The sequence below is a fragment of the Silvimonas soli genome (assembly GCF_030035605.1).
Classification (GTDB): domain Bacteria; phylum Pseudomonadota; class Gammaproteobacteria; order Burkholderiales; family Chitinibacteraceae; genus Silvimonas; species Silvimonas soli.
Map to the genome: position 1 here is coordinate 4,051,107 of NZ_CP106736.1, position 16,266 is coordinate 4,067,372.

Annotated in this window: 18 protein-coding genes; 14 read left to right on the top strand and 4 right to left on the bottom strand. The window is 54.7% G+C overall.

Annotated features, from left to right (window positions below):
- The 12 genes from N7220_RS18580 (at position 1) to N7220_RS18635 (ending at position 8,127) form a co-directional block, all read left to right on the top strand.
- Positions 1–354 (top strand): contractile injection system sheath initiator, encoded by a 354-nt coding sequence (locus N7220_RS18580; protein ID WP_283149022.1) that lies wholly within the window; start codon positions 1–3, stop codon positions 352–354.
- 65 nt (positions 355–419) lie between these two features.
- Positions 420–1,532, top strand: coding sequence for a baseplate J/gp47 family protein (locus N7220_RS18585; protein WP_283149023.1), 1,113 nt, complete (start codon positions 420–422; stop codon positions 1,530–1,532).
- 1 nt (position 1,533) lies between these two features.
- Positions 1,534–2,196: a DUF2612 domain-containing protein gene (locus tag N7220_RS18590; RefSeq protein ID WP_283149024.1), complete on the top strand. Its 663-nt coding sequence runs from the start codon at positions 1,534–1,536 to the stop codon at positions 2,194–2,196.
- Positions 2,197–2,259: 63 nt separating this feature from the next.
- A complete protein-coding gene (locus N7220_RS18595) occupies positions 2,260–3,576 on the top strand; it encodes a glycine-rich domain-containing protein (RefSeq protein ID WP_283149025.1) in 1,317 nt (438 codons plus the stop codon).
- Complete coding sequence (locus N7220_RS18600; RefSeq protein ID WP_283149026.1) at positions 3,576–4,154, top strand: DUF4376 domain-containing protein; 579 nt, start codon at positions 3,576–3,578, stop codon at positions 4,152–4,154. The genes N7220_RS18595 and N7220_RS18600 overlap by 1 nt, the downstream gene beginning before the upstream one ends.
- 70 nt (positions 4,155–4,224) lie before the next feature.
- A complete protein-coding gene (locus N7220_RS18605; RefSeq protein WP_283149027.1) occupies positions 4,225–4,581 on the top strand; it encodes a hypothetical protein in 357 nt (118 codons plus the stop codon).
- 18 nt (positions 4,582–4,599) lie between these two features.
- Positions 4,600–5,055: a glycoside hydrolase family 73 protein gene (locus N7220_RS18610; RefSeq protein ID WP_283149028.1), complete on the top strand. Its 456-nt coding sequence runs from the start codon at positions 4,600–4,602 to the stop codon at positions 5,053–5,055.
- A gap of 1,034 nt (positions 5,056–6,089) precedes the next feature.
- Positions 6,090–6,581, top strand: coding sequence for a hypothetical protein (locus N7220_RS18615; protein ID WP_283149029.1), 492 nt, complete (start codon positions 6,090–6,092; stop codon positions 6,579–6,581).
- 214 nt (positions 6,582–6,795) lie between these two features.
- Positions 6,796–7,026: a hypothetical protein gene (locus N7220_RS18620; RefSeq protein WP_283149030.1), complete on the top strand. Its 231-nt coding sequence runs from the start codon at positions 6,796–6,798 to the stop codon at positions 7,024–7,026.
- Entirely contained in the window at positions 7,023–7,334 is a 312-nt protein-coding gene (locus N7220_RS18625) for a hypothetical protein (RefSeq protein ID WP_283149031.1), read from the top strand. Before N7220_RS18620 ends, N7220_RS18625 begins: the two co-directional genes overlap by 4 nt.
- 11 nt (positions 7,335–7,345) lie before the next feature.
- A complete protein-coding gene (locus N7220_RS18630) occupies positions 7,346–7,768 on the top strand; it encodes a hypothetical protein (protein ID WP_283149032.1) in 423 nt (140 codons plus the stop codon).
- The gene (locus N7220_RS18635) at positions 7,765–8,127 is read left to right on the top strand and encodes a DUF1353 domain-containing protein (RefSeq protein WP_283149033.1); all 363 of its coding nucleotides are present in this window, start codon (positions 7,765–7,767) and stop codon (positions 8,125–8,127) included. Before N7220_RS18630 ends, N7220_RS18635 begins: the two co-directional genes overlap by 4 nt.
- 51 nt (positions 8,128–8,178) lie before the next feature.
- On the opposite strand, the gene N7220_RS18640 is transcribed toward N7220_RS18635, so the two are convergent.
- The 3 genes from N7220_RS18640 to N7220_RS18650 all read right to left on the bottom strand — a co-directional run bounded on the left by N7220_RS18640 (position 8,179) and on the right by N7220_RS18650 (position 12,463).
- Positions 8,179–8,814: a hypothetical protein gene (locus N7220_RS18640; RefSeq protein ID WP_283149034.1), complete on the bottom strand. Its 636-nt coding sequence runs from the start codon at positions 8,812–8,814 to the stop codon at positions 8,179–8,181.
- A 120-nt stretch (positions 8,815–8,934) separates the two neighbouring features.
- Positions 8,935–9,876: an SOS response-associated peptidase gene (locus tag N7220_RS18645; RefSeq protein WP_283149035.1), complete on the bottom strand. Its 942-nt coding sequence runs from the start codon at positions 9,874–9,876 to the stop codon at positions 8,935–8,937.
- 766 nt (positions 9,877–10,642) lie between these two features.
- Positions 10,643–12,463 carry a pectinesterase gene (locus N7220_RS18650; RefSeq protein WP_283149036.1) on the bottom strand — a complete coding sequence of 607 codons (1,821 nt, stop codon included), beginning with the start codon at positions 12,461–12,463 and terminating at the stop codon, positions 10,643–10,645.
- A gap of 658 nt (positions 12,464–13,121) precedes the next feature.
- Between N7220_RS18650 and N7220_RS18655 the strand changes: the two genes are divergently transcribed.
- On the top strand, positions 13,122–13,775 hold the full coding sequence (locus N7220_RS18655; RefSeq protein WP_283149037.1) for a glutathione S-transferase family protein: 654 nt from the start codon (positions 13,122–13,124) through the stop codon (positions 13,773–13,775).
- Positions 13,776–14,223: 448 nt separating this feature from the next.
- Complete coding sequence (locus N7220_RS18660) at positions 14,224–15,150, top strand: TauD/TfdA dioxygenase family protein (protein WP_283149038.1); 927 nt, start codon at positions 14,224–14,226, stop codon at positions 15,148–15,150.
- A gap of 217 nt (positions 15,151–15,367) precedes the next feature.
- Here the strand turns inward: N7220_RS18660 and N7220_RS18665 are convergent, their stop codons facing one another.
- Complete coding sequence (locus N7220_RS18665; protein WP_283149039.1) at positions 15,368–16,165, bottom strand: Crp/Fnr family transcriptional regulator; 798 nt, start codon at positions 16,163–16,165, stop codon at positions 15,368–15,370.
- Positions 16,166–16,266 lie beyond the last annotated feature (101 nt).

Below are 16,266 nucleotides of genomic sequence, written 5' to 3' on the forward strand. Positions count from 1 at the left end.
ATGAGATACCGCAAGGAAGACGCTAACGGCGATTACTCGTTTGGCGGGGGCCCGGCTGACTTCTGGGTTGATGTTCCTGAGGCTGTAGGACAGGCCGTCATGACCAAGCTCAGGCTCTGGGCTGGAGAATGGTTTCTGGATAACACCGAAGGCACGCCGTGGAATACCAAAGTTCTTGGCAAATACACACAGGAAACCCGCGATGCAGCCATCAGAGCCCGCATTCTCCAAACTCCGGGCGTGACTGACATCGAAACCTACGCAAGCGTCTTCGATGGGAACACCCGGTCTCTTTCGGTCACCGCGACCATCAACACGATTTACGGCCAGACACCTATCACGGGGACGCTGTAATGACCTCACCGACAGCAGCAGTTGTGACTTCTACCGGCATTTCCGCCCCCTCGTATGAAGGTGTCTTGACCTGGCTGCAAGGCCAATATCAATCCATTTATGGCGCCGACATCTATATCGATCCGGACAGCAAGGATGGGCAGTTTCTGGCCGTAATTGCTTCAGCGATCAATGACTGCAATGCCTCGGCAATCTCGGTTTACAACTCATTTAGCCCGGCAACAGGGCAGGGTAATGGGCTATCTTCCAACGTGAAGATCAATGGTATCGCACGTGCACAGGCCAGCAATTCGACCGCAGATATCTTGATTGTTGGCCAAGCTGGAACAGCAATTACCAACGGCATTGTGAGCGATACAAGCAACAACCGTTGGGCGTTGCCGGCCAATGTCACCATTCCTCCTTCAGGCCAGATTACGGTAACGGCAACATGCCAGACGCTCGGGGCCGTGGTAGCTGCGGCGGGGACGGTCTCTGCGATTACTACCCCAACACTGGGCTGGCAGTCCGCTACAAACCCCGCTGCTGCAGCGCCGGGTGCGCCAGTGGAAACAGACGCCCAGTTGCGCGTGCGCCAGCAGCAATCAGTCGCACTTCCATCGTTGACAGTGCTGGCAGGTATTGTCGGGGCAGTCGAGGCAATCGCTAGCGTCGCCGAGGTGGTCGCATATGAGAACGATACGGGAACGACTGATGGCAATGGATTGCCACCGCATTCCATATCTCTGGTCGTCGAAGGCGGAGATGCCACCGCGATTGCTACCGCGATCATGCAGAAGAAGACGCCCGGCGCGTACACCTATGGAACAACGGTCATTAGCGTGACCGATAGTGTGGGCGTTGTGCATCCCATCCGTTTCTATCGCCCAACGAACGAGGCCATTACGGTTGCCATCTCTGTAAAGGCACTCAACGGCTACACGTCCGCCATTGGCACGTCTATCCAGCAGGCAGTATCTGACTACATTAACGGCACACCTATTGGTGGTGGTGCAGCCGCTGGCGTTGAATGGGATTCAAGCATCAGTGCGGCCAAGTCCGTGCCTGGCAGTGGTACGTTCAAAATCGAATCACTAACCTTGACCGGGCCAGGTGGAGCGGGAACGCCTGATGTTCCGCTGGCATTCAACCAGAACGCAACCTGTACCCCGGCGAGCGTCGTTCTCACAGTGAGCTGATATGGCACAGGTTTCTGATTACACCGGGCTGATCACCTCAGAGCACGCCGATAAGCCGAATTACATGGCGATGGTGTCTGCAGTGGCCGGCGCGTTCGTTTCGGTCATCAACGATATCGAAGCCATTCCCCCAGCATTCGATCTGGATTTGGCCATTGGTGCCCAGCTTGATGTGCTTGGCCTCTGGATCGGCTTGTCGCGGAACGTGAAAACGCCGCTGAACGTTTATTTCTCATTCGACACGGTGGGGCTGGGTTTCGATCAGGGCAACTGGAAAGGCCCATTTGATCCATCGGATGGCATCACATCTCTGGACGATGACACTTACAGGATCATGTTGCGCGCCAAGATTGGTGCAAACAACTGGGATAGCACCCTGGTTTCCTATCAGGAAATCATGGCTGAAGTATTTTCTGGAACGGGCGCCAACGTATTCGCCGTCGACAATCAGGACATGTCGATGAGCGTCTACATTTCCGGGGTCATCCCGTCCGCAATTTTGCTGGCCTTGATCAAAGGCGGGTACCTCCCGCTCAAACCGGAAGGCGTGCACGTGAATACCTACATCGTTACGTCGGTGGATGATGCACCGCTCTTCGGATTCGATGTCCAGAACCAGTTCATCGCCGGTTTCGATACTGGCGCATGGGGCACGTCGCTCTAATTCATATCGTGAATCAACACAAGCCACCTTTGGGTGGCTTTTTTTATGCCTGCTGGAGTACCAATGGCCACATCGAATGACTTTCTCGCGTTTGCCGCGCAAACCGGTGCCAATGTTGTAGACCAATCGACCTATGCTGGCCTGGCTGCAGTTGCTGCCGGTTATTCGTCTGGGGTCGCGCAATCAGCCCAAGTTAACAAGACCCTGCGCCAATCGTCGACTATCGCTGCCATGATCGGCCAGATCATCGCCGACTATAGCGGCCAGAATGCTGCGGATAACGGCAATATCGCGACCCTGGAAGCCAATTTCATTCTGGCGCTGAAGGCGATTAACCGTAACTCGGTGGTGCTGGCAGATACCGGTGCCGCGAATGTATATACAGCGGTGAACACACCACCGCTGACCACTCTACCCAGCACAACTGGATACGTTGTTAAGCTAAGTATCGTCAATGCCAACACCGGAGCGTCCACGTTTGCGCCAGATGGTTTGTCAGTAAAGCCTGTATATGGCTTGGGATTGCAGCCATTGCAGGGTGGCGAACTCGTAGCAAAGGGCGTAGCTACTTTGCTGTATGTAGTTGCTTCAACGGTTAATTCTGGTAACGGCGCGTGGGTAATTCTTGAATGCACGGGTGGTGCACAGCAGGTAACAAATGCCTCCGCCAGCCAGCATGCACTCACTCTCGGCCGCTCCCTCGGTCGCCTGATTGGCGTGCAGGTATTTTTCAACCCGGGTGCAGCTACATACACGCCATCCACAGGTATGACCCAAGCGGTAGTTTTTGCAAGCGGCGCCGGTGGTGGTGGAGGGGGGTCTATTGTAACAACTGCCGGGCAAGCTTCAGTGGGGGCGGGCGGCGCAAGCGGTAGTTTCTGGAACGGTACATTGTCGGCTGCAACCGTGGGTGCATCTCTTGCGTTGACTGTCGGGGCGGGTGGCATTGTAAACGTTGGTGGTGCAGGGGGGAATGGCGGGGCAACATCACTCGGGGCTTTGGTAACCATCCCGGGTGGCAATGGCGGAGCCGCGGGTGGGGCAGCAGCAACGACTACAAGTGCCATTAACCCAGGTGCCTTACCAGGCGGCGTGGCTTCAGTTTCAGGAGGGACCACCATTGTTAACTCGTATGGGATTAATGGTGGTCACGGTTTTGTTACCCAATCCGGTACTATTTCTGGTTGGGGCGGCGGGTCTGCCATAAGTGGTGGTGCTGGGGGTGGTAAATCCGTACAAACGGGCAATCCTGGACTAGGAGGGGCTGTGCCGGGCTCTGCCGGTTCTGGCAGTGCAGCCGGGGCAAGTAGTGCTGCGCTTGCGGGTGGTGCTGGCGCGCAAGGCATCATTATCATTTACGAATTCGGGAACCCCGCATAATGACAGTCTACGCATACGTACAAAATGGCGTGGTGGTGGAGCTTGTCGCGTCCGCCTCGGATGCCAACGGAAAAGACATTCCGCTGGATCAGCGTTTCGTGCCGGACTTCGTTGCTTCACTCGTCGATCTTACGGGCGTCGAGCCGCAGCCAGAGCAGCGCTGGACCTACGATGGCAAGGTTTTTACCGATCCTTCATATGTCTCGCCAGCGCAATTGCTGGCGAACGCTCAGGAAACGCAGATCGCCACCATCTATGACGCCTACGTCGACGCGATCCAGCAACCGGTGAGCTTCACGCCTGCTGACGGCCAGGCGAAGGCATTCCAGGCGGATGCCGGTAGCCAGACCGTATTGCTGCAGGCGATCACCGGTTATGGCTTGGCAGGCACCGTTCCAGAGGGCTTCTACTGGGTATCTGAAGACAATACGCAGAACCCGTTCACGTTGGCTGATCTGAAGGGCTTGTATGCGGTGATGCTTGCGCAAGGCTGGGCTGCATTCCAGAAGCGCCAGACGTTGAAAGCCGAGATTCTTGCAGCGACAACGGTGGCGGCAGTTCAGGCTATCGACTGGTAGTAACTCTCCTGCATTACCCAAAAAGCAATGACGCCACCCTTGAGGTGGTTTTTTTATTTCAGGAATGCTGATGCCACCAACGACCGAATCCACTGAAGTTTCGCTGGCCAGACTGGAGGAGCGCTTTCAAGGGCTCCTGAAAGGCAACAACCAGATGGCCGACGACCTTCGCCGAATGGCCGAGGCCTATGAGCGGCTAGTAGAAAGCGGCGAGCGGATTGGCTTGATCGAGAAAGACGTGACGACCCATAGCGACAGCATCAAGAAGCTTTGGGAAAAGCACGATGCCTTGGCAAAGACAGTCAGCGACATTCAGCTGGCCAGCGGCAAGTCCTACCAGGCGCTCGTCTGGGACGGGGTGAAGTACATCGCGTTTGCGGTGGCCGGTGCGCTCCTGGCTCACTTCGGCATCAAGGTTGGTTCCTGATTCATCTTGGATAGCCCCATGACACCACAAGTATTTATTGCGGCTATTTCTGCCGCCGCAGTCGCATCTGCAAAAAAGACTGGTATTCCAGCCAGCTTCACCATTGCTGAATCAGCGCTTGAATCTGGCTGGGGCGCATCTCAACTCGCCCAGCAAGCCATGAACCTGTTCGGGGTGAAAGCTGACCCGGCGTGGCACGGCCCGACTTTCTCCCTTCAGACGCGTGAATACCTCAAAAGCCAGTGGGTCATGGTGCCTGCGCTGTGGCGAAAATACGACGACTGGCAGGGGTGCATGGATGATCATGCCCAGTTCCTGCTGACCAACCCAAGGTATAAAAACTGTTTTCCGGCCACTGGTGGTGTGGCGTTTGCACAACAGGTTGCTGCTTCTGGGTACGCTACCGACCCTGACTACGCAGCTAAAATCCGGTCGATCATTTCGACTCATGAATTGGCCAAATTCGACTCTTAACCCCTGTCGATAAACGTTTAAACGAATACAGCTGGTATATCGGTTTAAGCGTTTTTTGCCAATTCAATGCGAATTGGTATACCGAAAAATGCCTAAAACGCTTTAGAGATATCCTAAATGGAGGCGTGTACACGCTCTGCTTTGATCGATAAAACTGGTTTTCTTGTCGTTTATCCATCAGAAATACGCGTTTTTTCAATTGGAAAACCATTTTTTAATATGGGTGTCGCTTTTGTTGGTGTTGTCCGCAGACGTGCCCATCAAAATTTAAATTTTGATATTAATCAGAATGTTGCTTGATGTTGACGTTGTTTGTGATGCGGTTGAGAAGCAGCCATTGTGCTAGTTTTAGCGAGATCGTCTGGGAGGAAAACCGTTTCTTTTTCCCCTTGGTAGAGAAACAAGAAGCTTATCCAGATGGATGTTTCTTTGCATTGAGCGCTTGTTTTCTACATTAATAATTAACAATTGCTAAAGAAATTGAAGAGTTTGTTAACAATTAATTGGGGGGGCTTGCGGAGTTGCCCGTTTTGCGCGGCGAGTGACATCAAAAAAAGCACTTTCGCTATTCTGGATTCGGGGCGTAAGATGGCCTTCCGCATCGAATGGTCGATGTGGCAATTGAGGAGATCGATTTGGGATCAAAGAGGTATGGAATTGGGGTAGGTGCAGCGTCAACTGACACCTCCCCGGAACCGCTGAACACACCTTGCGAAGAGTGCTCTACCGAGAATGGTACGCACGCCTATGCCAACGAGCAATCAAGAAGCTCGGCTGTCCGACCTTTGGCAGATGCTGTTGATCTCTATGGAAACATGATCATTGTTTCATGGAAGGATGACGGCGTGGACCAGCAGCGCGTTATTAAAGCCGATCGGGTTATGCGCGAATTCGCCGGATCCCTCCAGCGACGTGACGAGGTACGCCGCACGTTACGCGTTGAGTACGTCATGGAGCTGCTTGACGCCCGGTAGCAGTACAACAAGCAAAGCAAGCCCCGCAAATGCGGGGCTTTTTTTATGGCCGGAGAAAATATGACGGAAGTAACCCAAACCCACGAAGAGAAAGAGACGCTGGTCGTCGATGTGCTGTTGCCAGGGCATGAGCCGCGCGTGACCACTCCGCTGTTTCTGCACACCAAGAAGTTGCTGATTGAGCGCGTGGGCGGCCGGTGCTGGATTTGTGGGCGCACTGCTGAAGAAAGCGGCCATCCGCTGGAAGCGCACCACCATCCGGTGGAGCGCAGCCTGGCAAACCTGACAGATTGGGATTTATTCCGCAGCGAATGCGAGGCCGGGATGTGGGGCGAGTACGCCAAGGCCTTCGATTGGAGCAAGTTCGACCCTGCTGACCCATACACCTTTGTCGATGACATGACCGTGAACGGGATGCTGCTTTGCAAGGAACATCACACCGGCAAGGGCACGGGCATCCACGATCTGCCTGGGCCGCTGTGGCTAGGCCAGAAGTATGGCCGGGAAGGGTACCAATTCACCGGCAATGAAGTTCTGCACCACGAGGGCTAGTTTTTCTTTTTCAGCTCACGGTAAATCGAGCCACCTAGTGCGCCGACAAAAACGATTACCGCGCCGATGATCGCCTGCATTCCGGTCTTTGGATAGAAGTACACGGCCACCGCCGTGCAAGCACACGCTAGAAAAAATATCTCCATCGCCCATCTTTTATGCATGGCTACGCCCCACGTTTGCGATCAACAGAATCAACTACAGGATAGATCCTATGAACAAAACATCCAGCATCGTCACTGGTGGCATCACCTTTACCGCCGCCACGCTCGTTCCGGCTGTGCAATGGGCACTAAATGGCTTTCCACGCCCAATCCCGGAAAGCGTGCCGTATCTGGTTTCTGCTGGCTTGGTGACCGGGGCGCATTCGCTGTACAACTACCTGATCACCCGCACGTCGCCGAAAATCGCTGTGACCAGTAATCCACCGGCCCAGCCCCAATGATCCGCGCTGCGCTCCTGTGCCTGGTGGTCATGCTGGGCGGCTGTGCAGGCATCTCCACCTATGTGGTTCAGCCGTTCCGCGACGAGACTGGCCAGATCATTTGCTGCAAGGCGTTCGTCCAGTCCGGCAAGGATGTGGCCAGCGTGTCGGTCCACGTTGCCAAGACCGGATCGGATAACTTCACCATCGACTTTTCAGAAACCGGCGTCGGTGCAACCGCGCCGATCACTGCAGTTACTTCCGTAGCATCTGGCGTCGCTGGCGCCGTCACCGATGCCGCAATCACCGCGGCTAAATTCGCCAAATAAGGATTGAACCCATGAAATACATCATGCTGCTTGCGGCAGGCTTCGCCGCGCTCGCGATTTCTGGTTGCGCTACCAATGGCACCCACAAGATTCAGACACCGGCACAAGTGGCCAGCCAGGTATGCCCAGCCGCCACAGCGGCCATTACCTCGCTACAGCAAGTATCGGGGCTGAGCTCGTCGGCTCAGGCCGATCTGGCCAAGGCTGCGCCCGTTGTTGCGGAGGTATGCGCTGCCGGTACCACGGTCGATGCGCTGGACCTGAAGTCGCTTTCGGCGACTGCACTGCCCGCGATCTTGACTGTGGTGAACGCCTCGCCGCTGGCTGATGACGTGAAGACGCGGATTGGCATTGATCTGACGGTTGCCCAGATCGTGCTGGCCTCCGTGATTAGCTCATTGCCCCCAGATGCTTCTGGAGTGGCCACACAATGAGCCGGTTTCTGACCAAGCTGGAAATCGCGAATGCCACGGATAAGGATGATGGCCAGTGGGTGCTGATTGCGCCCCTGGTCTATCAATCTGACGTGGCGGGGCAAACGTTCACGGTGCCGGCCGGGTTCCATACTGATCTGGCCAGTGTGCCGCGCCTGCCGGTGGTGTTCCTGCTGACGGGTGACACCAGCCGCGAAGCGGCAGCGTTGCACGACTACCTGTACACCGAACACCCAGTGCCGCGTGCGATAGCTGATGCGGTACTGCGCGAAGCCTCTGCGGTCACCGGCGTTCCGGCTTGGAGGCGCTGGCTGATGTGGGCAGGAGTCCGCCTTTGGGGGGCGCCACACTGGTTATAAGCGAACTTGTCCGCATGACGTATTTTCTTGGTAATAGCGAGCGGGGAGCGATTATTGGATCTTCACCCGTGCGACGAAAGTCATTTCTCCCCCCAAGTTGAGCGGCACTTTCTCCGCTTCGGATAAATAGTGAAAGCCGGCGGTCGGGGGCCACGGATCAAAGACGCCAACATTTCCAATTGCGCTAGGTCCATTTGGGGTTTCCATAAGCTCCATCGAGACCAACATCATGCAATGGTGCTTATTGCAGTAGATCAAAGGGTGGTTATTGGCGAGCTCCTCGGCAATCATTTGGTTATTTAATACGTTTATACCATTGATGGCATCGTATGCAGCAGTGACCCTTGAGTGGAATGTGCTTCCTCCTTGATCGGTCCACCCGACACTTAACGCATTTCCAATGGTCCTCGGATTCCCTGATGGCTGGCACCGCGGATTTCCAAAAACTCGTTGGACAATATCCACTTGATCGACCTGGTAGTCGTAGGTGGCAAAAAGCATGGAAATTGAAGCTGCCCAACAAAAAAGGGGGCAACTTTGTAGAACCAGGGCTGGATTGTCGACCCACACTCGCACCGGTGTTCCATTGGCCGTTGGTGGACCCAACCTCAAAGAATCTGCGAACAATTGCGGCATAAGTGCGCAGGCGGCCATCCCCGCCAAAAAATCTCGTCGATTCACGGCCATATTCATGCCTCCAATAAAAACTCACATGTAGGAGGAATACGACAAAAAGTGAGTATGGTTGGAATTTTTCCTGCAAAAATACGGACAGATGGGCGTAGTGATGGCGTAAGTATTTTTCGGCTATAGAGAGCCTGTCGCCGCATCGAGCTCAAGGGTTTTTTTATATCCCTTCGGTGCAGGCTCGGCATACATCTTCTCTGCCGGGTAAAGCTTGAGAAATGTGCGGGCAATTTCAGGATCACGGCATGTTAGCCAGGCGTCGTAATCTTCCCGTTCGATGATCACCAACGAGCGTTTTTCATCTTCAGGTTTGTGGAACCGGCTCATAACTGGATGGCCATCAGCGTTGACCGTGATCTGGGTAAATGAAAACGACAGTTCCCCGTCGTCCTCTTTCCATGCTCGGAACAGGCCAGCCACGGCGAATGGAAATCCGCCAAGTAGCCCGATCTTGTAGCGCACCGGCTTACCGGTCTCATAGCACGGCTCGTAAAACTGCAGCATGGGCACCAAACAAAGTTGGCAGCGCTGCCAAGCTGACCGGAATGAATGCTTCTCGCCGATCGATTCCGCGCGGGCGTTCATCGTTGAGAACTTTGCGCCGGGTGGCAGGCGCTTTTTCGGAATCATCCCATAGGTCGCGTGCAGGACCTGGCGTCCTTCATCACGGCTCACCAGGATAGGCGCCACGTAATCCTGATAGACCTCGGGCTTCCAGTCCTTCGGCATCTCAAATCCGACACCGAAAAGCTCGATTGCCTCACGTACGCTGAGCACGTCGTAGTTTGTGCACATCACCGAATATCCTGAATCATCCAGGGTTTCAGCATAGGCGATCCCATTGTCTTCTTCCCGCTCGTGCTTTATCCCCAGCAGAAATGCCTGTATCTGCAGGAAAGCTACAATCGGAGGGGTTACTTCGATGTGACTACGGCATACCTCTGTCCCGTGGTAGCGGATGCAGTAATGCGTCGTTCCGGAATTTCCTGGCGATAGAACCAAGTCGAAGCCCAGTTTGCTGGTATCGGTTTTCAGCTGGTCAAGAGAGTAGATGGTGTTCATTCGCGAGAATGTAGAACGTTCGTTCTATTTCGTCTATTCTTGTCGATAAGCGTACCTGGCACACTTTCCGGCACAGACCGCAGAAACCATCCGTATGTGGTCAGAAAAAAAGCCACTGTTTCCAGTGGCTCAAAGCGGTACACATACGGCTGATTTCTACTGAGGCGGGTTCGAATCCCCCTCTCTCCGCCAGCTTTACACCCAACGACATCCAGCGTTGGCAAATAAACCCCGATGAAACCTGGTGTTCACGGGGTTTTTTGTTATCCGGCGCGACGCGGGGGCTGCACGGGAGCGTTGGGCCATTGTGAGTAGGTGTGTGAGTAACCATGCTCGTTATCGCACAAGCTACTACTTACAGTTATCCGGCCTGACAATGGCAAGGAATTCTGCGGTCAGCCATATTGAGTTGGAATACAACGAGTTGAGGCCGCATAGCTCACTGGGAAACCGGACCCCGAGCGAGTTCCGGCTCGCACACCTTGAAGCCGGGAATCTCCAGTTCTAGCCGCTCGGTTAGGCGGGAGGAGATCAGATCACAATAGCGAATGCTCTTAACTGGGCATCACCGAGATAGGAGTGGACCACCTTGCGGGGCTGCCGCCGCGTTCAAGCATCCACCGTAAAAGAAAAGAGGAACCAGATATCTGGTTCCTCTTTTTGTTTAGTGCGGATGATTGGTGTTATCGCGGGAAGACCCAGTGACGTGGCAATTGACCCTCGTTACCCCCGCGGTTAGCAGAGGTCTGCAGACTATGCCATTTGATCACGGTGTCGGCACCCAGCCTGTATTGCTGTTCCAGCTGGCGAATACCTTGGTGCGCGTATTGATACCACTGAGGTCCAGCGTATTGCTGGCATCCGTGGTGTCACGGCCAATCATGCTCAGTGCATTACCTGCGCTATCCATACTTCCGCTCTCACGCCAGCCACTGGCAGAGGTCGCTGTGGTCGGGTTCGGTAATGGGTTGGCAGGCGAGGTGCCAGGACTAGACCAACCCACTGTGGCAATGTGTGTACCCATCTTGGTGTTGATGTAGCCAATATTGTCGCAATAGTAGTTGGCGTTAACCAGGCTGCCGGTGGTGAATTGCGTGGTGCAATAGCCATTGGCGACAGTCAAGCCGGCGGAGCGACCAAGGTAAGTGCTGCCAGCTGGTACACCCGAGTCAGCCGTCAACGTACTGTTGAGCACCACAAAGCCCGGATAACCGTAAGTGGCGCGCGACTGGAAGATATACCCGCCCGAAGCCGGGGTGACCGGATCGGCCACCGTGTGTAGTTCGCTATTCTCGAACATTGCGGCAAACGGTGTGCCCCAGATGAAGTCCACATCACCGGCGATGTAGGTCTGGTAATACCAGACCCAGCCCTTGGTCTGAATCGTATCCTGTGCGCTCAAGAAGTTCATGTAGCTGGCAACCATGCGGCTGCCGGCCAAGGTCGAACTGTTGTAGTAGATCGTTTCAGCCTGATTGTTGTAATTCGACAATTTGACGTGAGAGTTCTGCAGTGTGAAGTTGGTCAGCTTGAGCAAGTCGGCCCCTTCCACCAGAAACACCGGGCGTCCGCCACCCAAGGCACGCCGGGTGCCGGTGCCTTCTGTGGTCAGCGTGGTTTGAGCCGCAGTCTTACTTCCGCCGGAACCGGGGTTATAAGACTCAGAGTTATCCTGGTAAACGACCACGCCAGCACGGCTGGCGCCCTGGATGGTGAGATTGTTCACGTTGCGCAAGAATAGCTGCTCGTTATAGCTGCCATTTTTGATGGTGATGGTCTTCGCATCGGCAGCATTGGTGCAAGTGGTGCAGCCATTGATCATCATCCAGTCCAGCGCGCCTTGTACCGTGCGGAAATCCCCGCTGCCATTGGTATCGACCACAACCGATGTAGTTGAAGCTGGCGCGTTCTTGGTATGAAAGGCCCATGCTGTCGAGCCGGTGATGCCTTTAAAGCTGGAGCCATTATAGGTGCCAGACAACACTCCGTTATCGACCGTGACGTAGTAGCTGGTGTTGTAGCTCAATACGCCATCATGCAAACGAATGGTTGCCGTATTGCCCGAGACGGTGATCGGCGTGTAATACACATAGCGCCATTGCGTGAGCGTGCCTGCGTTGTTACCCAGCTTGTCGATTTCGGTATTGGTGGCTGGCATATACGTCTGCGTTTCAGCACCCGCGGTTACCGGCCCACCGCTGATATCGATCGTGTCGACCAGCGTGCCATCTGATTTGTAAACCTTGATAAAGCCAGTGGTACCCACTGCCGGTGCACTATCGAAGGTGATCTGCAAGCGCGAATCAGCAAAAGCCGCAGCTGCCCCGTTCAGCGGCATCAACGCGCTGGCGGACACTGGCGTGGGGGTTGGTGTGGGAGTCGGAGTGGGGGCTGCAGTTGGCGTTGGGGTTGGTGTGGCAGTCGGTGTTGGCGTAGGTGTAGCCGTGACGTTGGTTGCTTTGGGCGACGCGGCGGAATCAGGCGCCCCCGTTGAGCTGGCATCCGAGCCATCGCCACATGCAGTCAGACCAAGCGCTATCAATGCTGCAATCACGGTGGTGTGTATGGGCTTCATGGATTTATTCATCTATCTTCTCCCTCATTGTTTGAATGGCAAACGGCATAGCAAAGGACATTCCGTCAGACAGTTCGCTGTCGCTGAATGCGTTAATCGCCGATGGTGGGTGTCATTTTTGGCAATGACTTGTTTTACCTTTCGCGCGCATTTATCTGATATATCAGGTAAATCGACGAGCTATCCTAGGAGAAACAACAAGGGGGGGCCATGCGTTTAGTTACCTGGCATGACAAAAGTCAACGGGCATGTGTACTTTGATGTGGAGCGACTACATTTTTGCAGCAATGCGCGCAAACGAGATGACATGTACTACTGTGCTTTTGGCGAAAAAACATCTTGTGATGAATGGCCCAAGCTCTGGCATAGATGTGAAGCGCAGACACAAAAACACCGAATTCATTTCATTCGGGCATTTCTGGCAGAGAGCAGACATAACCTGATTTACGCTGCAAAGATCACTTTCGCCGAGATGTACGCGTAGTCGGTTCGGCTGGTTGAATCCACAGATGCGAGCAGTCATCCCGGTGGACAGGTCGAGCTCATCCGATTCTTTTATTGAAAAATCGAGCCGATTTATTCTTGTGCATAGTGCTTGATTCGGTGGGCGTTATTGTCCGAATACAACGCGCAATAGTAGCCGCTGATTTTTTCCAGGAGGCGCTTCACGATGACCATCACCATTACTGCCTTTGAACGGTCACCCGATGGGGGCAAAGGGCTGGCGCGTGATACGCGCGTTCGCTGGGCGCTGGAAGAAGTGGATCAGCCCTACCAAGTTCGACTTGTTTCCTTCCGTGCCCTGAAGGAACCCGCACATCTGGCGCGCAATCCTTTCGGCCAGATTCCAACGTATGAAGAAGGCGATCTTGTCTTGTTCGAGACGGGGGCGATCGTTTTCCATATTGCCGAGCGCCATGCGGGCCTGCTGCCGAACGATGCCAATGCGCGGGCTCGCGCCATTACGTGGCTGTTTGCGGCGCTCAACACGGTGGAACCGGTGATCCTCGAACTCGCAACTGCCCGGCTACATGAGCGCGACAAACCGTGGAGCGAGCAGCGCCTGCCTTTGGTCGAGGAGCGTGTGCGGGGCCGATTGGGCCAACTTTCCGCTCGTCTGGGCGGCGCCGACTGGCTCGACGATGCGTTCAGCGCGGGCGACCTGCTGATGGTGTCCGTACTGCTCAGGCTGAGACCATCGGGTCTCTTGGATGAATTTCCGAACCTGGCCAGTTATGTCGCTCGCGGCGAAGCGCGGGCTGCCTACAAACGGGCTTTCGCCGCGCAATTGGCGATCAATACCGGTACCTCGCCGACGGGTTGAATTGCGCATAGGTGGGAATTCTGGCGCCAGCTCCGACGCCAGGCGAGGAGCGTGTTTGCCAGACTTGGGGTAAGCGGATGCTGTGAGTAATCCAGAATAACGGTCCGACCTAGGGTTACCTTTAAGGATCATCGATCCACCGCTTTTTCCATGGTTGGTGACGGCCTCACGCCAGCGATATCGCCTCAAATATCAATATTTCCAATAATTATATTAAATGTAAAATTATTGATAGTTTGGTCTATGTGGTTTTCCCCATAATTCCCCTGTCATCTGCGCTGGGCCTGGTCGTCGCATAAGCCGGTCGACGCCTGAGCGCGATGCTCTCTGCATGCCCTCTTGGCTATTGGGGCAAGCGCAAGCATCACCTCGCACGATCCCTATCCGCTGTTTTTTGATTTGCGATAGTGGCGTGATTTCAATTTCTATCTGCCAGGGGAATTACCGCATGAGCCACATTACTATTCATCCAGTTGCCGGCCGGATCGGTGCAGAACTGCGTGGGGTGCAGTTGTCTGGCGATTTGGCGCCAGAAGCGGTTGAAGCGATCAAAGCGGCGCTGCGCACTCACAAAGTGGTGTTTCTGCGCGAGCAATTGCTCGATGACGCCGCCCAGCAGGCCTTTGCCAAATTATTGGGCGAGCCGGTTGCCCACCCGACAGTACCTACAGTTGAGGGCACCGATTACGTGCTGGAGCTGGATTCGGCCCACGGCGCGCGGGCTAATAGCTGGCATACCGATGTGACTTTCGTCGAGGCCTATCCCAAGGCATCCATTTTGCGTGCGGTGAAGGTGCCAGAAGCCGGTGGGGATACCGTTTGGGCCAATACGCACACTGCTTATACTGATTTGCCGTCCGAACTGCGGGATCTGGCTGATCGCCTGCGCGCCATTCATAGCAACGAGTATGACTACGCGGCCTATGGCCGAGGCAAGGATGTCAGCCCAGAAATCCTGGCGCGCTACAAGAATGTGTTTACCTCTACCGTCTATGAAACTGAGCACCCAGTCGTACACGTTCACCCCGAAACAGGCGAACGTCATTTGCTGCTGGGGCATTTCGTCCAGCGCTTCAAGGATTTGAGTACCACCGATTTCAATCATTTGTTCCCGCTGCTGCAAAGCTATGTCACCCGACTGGAAAACACCGTGCGCTGGCATTGGCAAACCGGTGATGTGGCCATTTGGGATAACCGCGCCACGCAGCATTATGCGATCAATGATTATGGCGATGCGCACCGCATAGTACGACGCGTAACGGTTGCGGGCACTGCGCCAGTTTCGCTGGATGGCCGGGCGAGCCAGACCTTGAACAAAGCCGTCAAAAACCCTGTTCCAGCCCTTGAACCGGTCAAAGAAAAGGTCGCCGCGTAAATTGGCCTCAAGGCACGGTGGTGCGTGGGACAACGTGAAATCTGGCTATGATGGCTGGGCTTCACGTCGTTCTGCGCGCATTTGTTCTGCGATGCGGGAGTTGATCCGGCCTGTGATCGGGTACGCCGCAGACTTTGTGATGCCCTTGAAATGAAAAACCGCCCATGCTCGGGGCGGTTTTTTTATGGGGAAGGGTGATTGGCTGCGAACGCCAAACCTACACAGCGCTCATCTTTTGCAACTTGTCCACGTCGAGCACCGTAAAGCGGCTGTACTGCACATCAACGATGCCTTGCTGCACCAGCCAGCGCAGTTCTTTGTTCACGCTCTGTCGTGACGTCATCAGCAACGCCGCCAGATCTTCTTGCGATAGTTTGATCACCAATTCAATACCGCGGTTGGTCTGCTGGCCGTGCCGTTGTGCCAGCAGCAACAACTGGCTCGCCAGCCGGGCCCGAAAACCGGACAACGCGGTTTTGGACATCAGCGCATGCAAGTTGCGCGAGCGCTGGCAAACCAGTTCGAGCACGCCTCTGAGCAAACCGGGCTCATTATCAAATTGCTCAAACAAGGCTTTACCGGGGATATGAAACAACGTGGCCGCGCCATGTACGCGCTGGTCATGCATGGAGCCTTTGCGATCAATGACCGGGATGAAATTGATGACTTCATTCGGCCATGTGTAGCCCGCAACCGCACGTAATCCCGCGGCATTGGTGGTGCTCATTTCGATGGAACCCGAAAGAATGATTTGAATCTCGTCGCAGGGCTGGTTTTGGGCAAACAACAACTCGCCATGCTGCCAACTGCGCAGCACGCCGGCATCGCATAGTGCATCGATGGCGTCCGCTGGCCATGCCCGCAGGCAAGGGTTGCGGGTAAATGCATCGTGAATAGCCGCGCGTATGCCCTTGTCCAGATGTCGACCTTCCTTTCTGAAGTGACGAGAGACGTCTGAAAAAACAAATGCCGCTTCTGGGCTTCCTTGGCTTGCTGTTTTGTGCCGTGCTTGCATGCTGTTTGCCATCACAAATTGCACTTTGGTTATATTGTATTTGTTTTATATATCCTTAATTTTGTTGGTCCAGGAAAGACTTGTTGCTTCTGTGCTTAGCG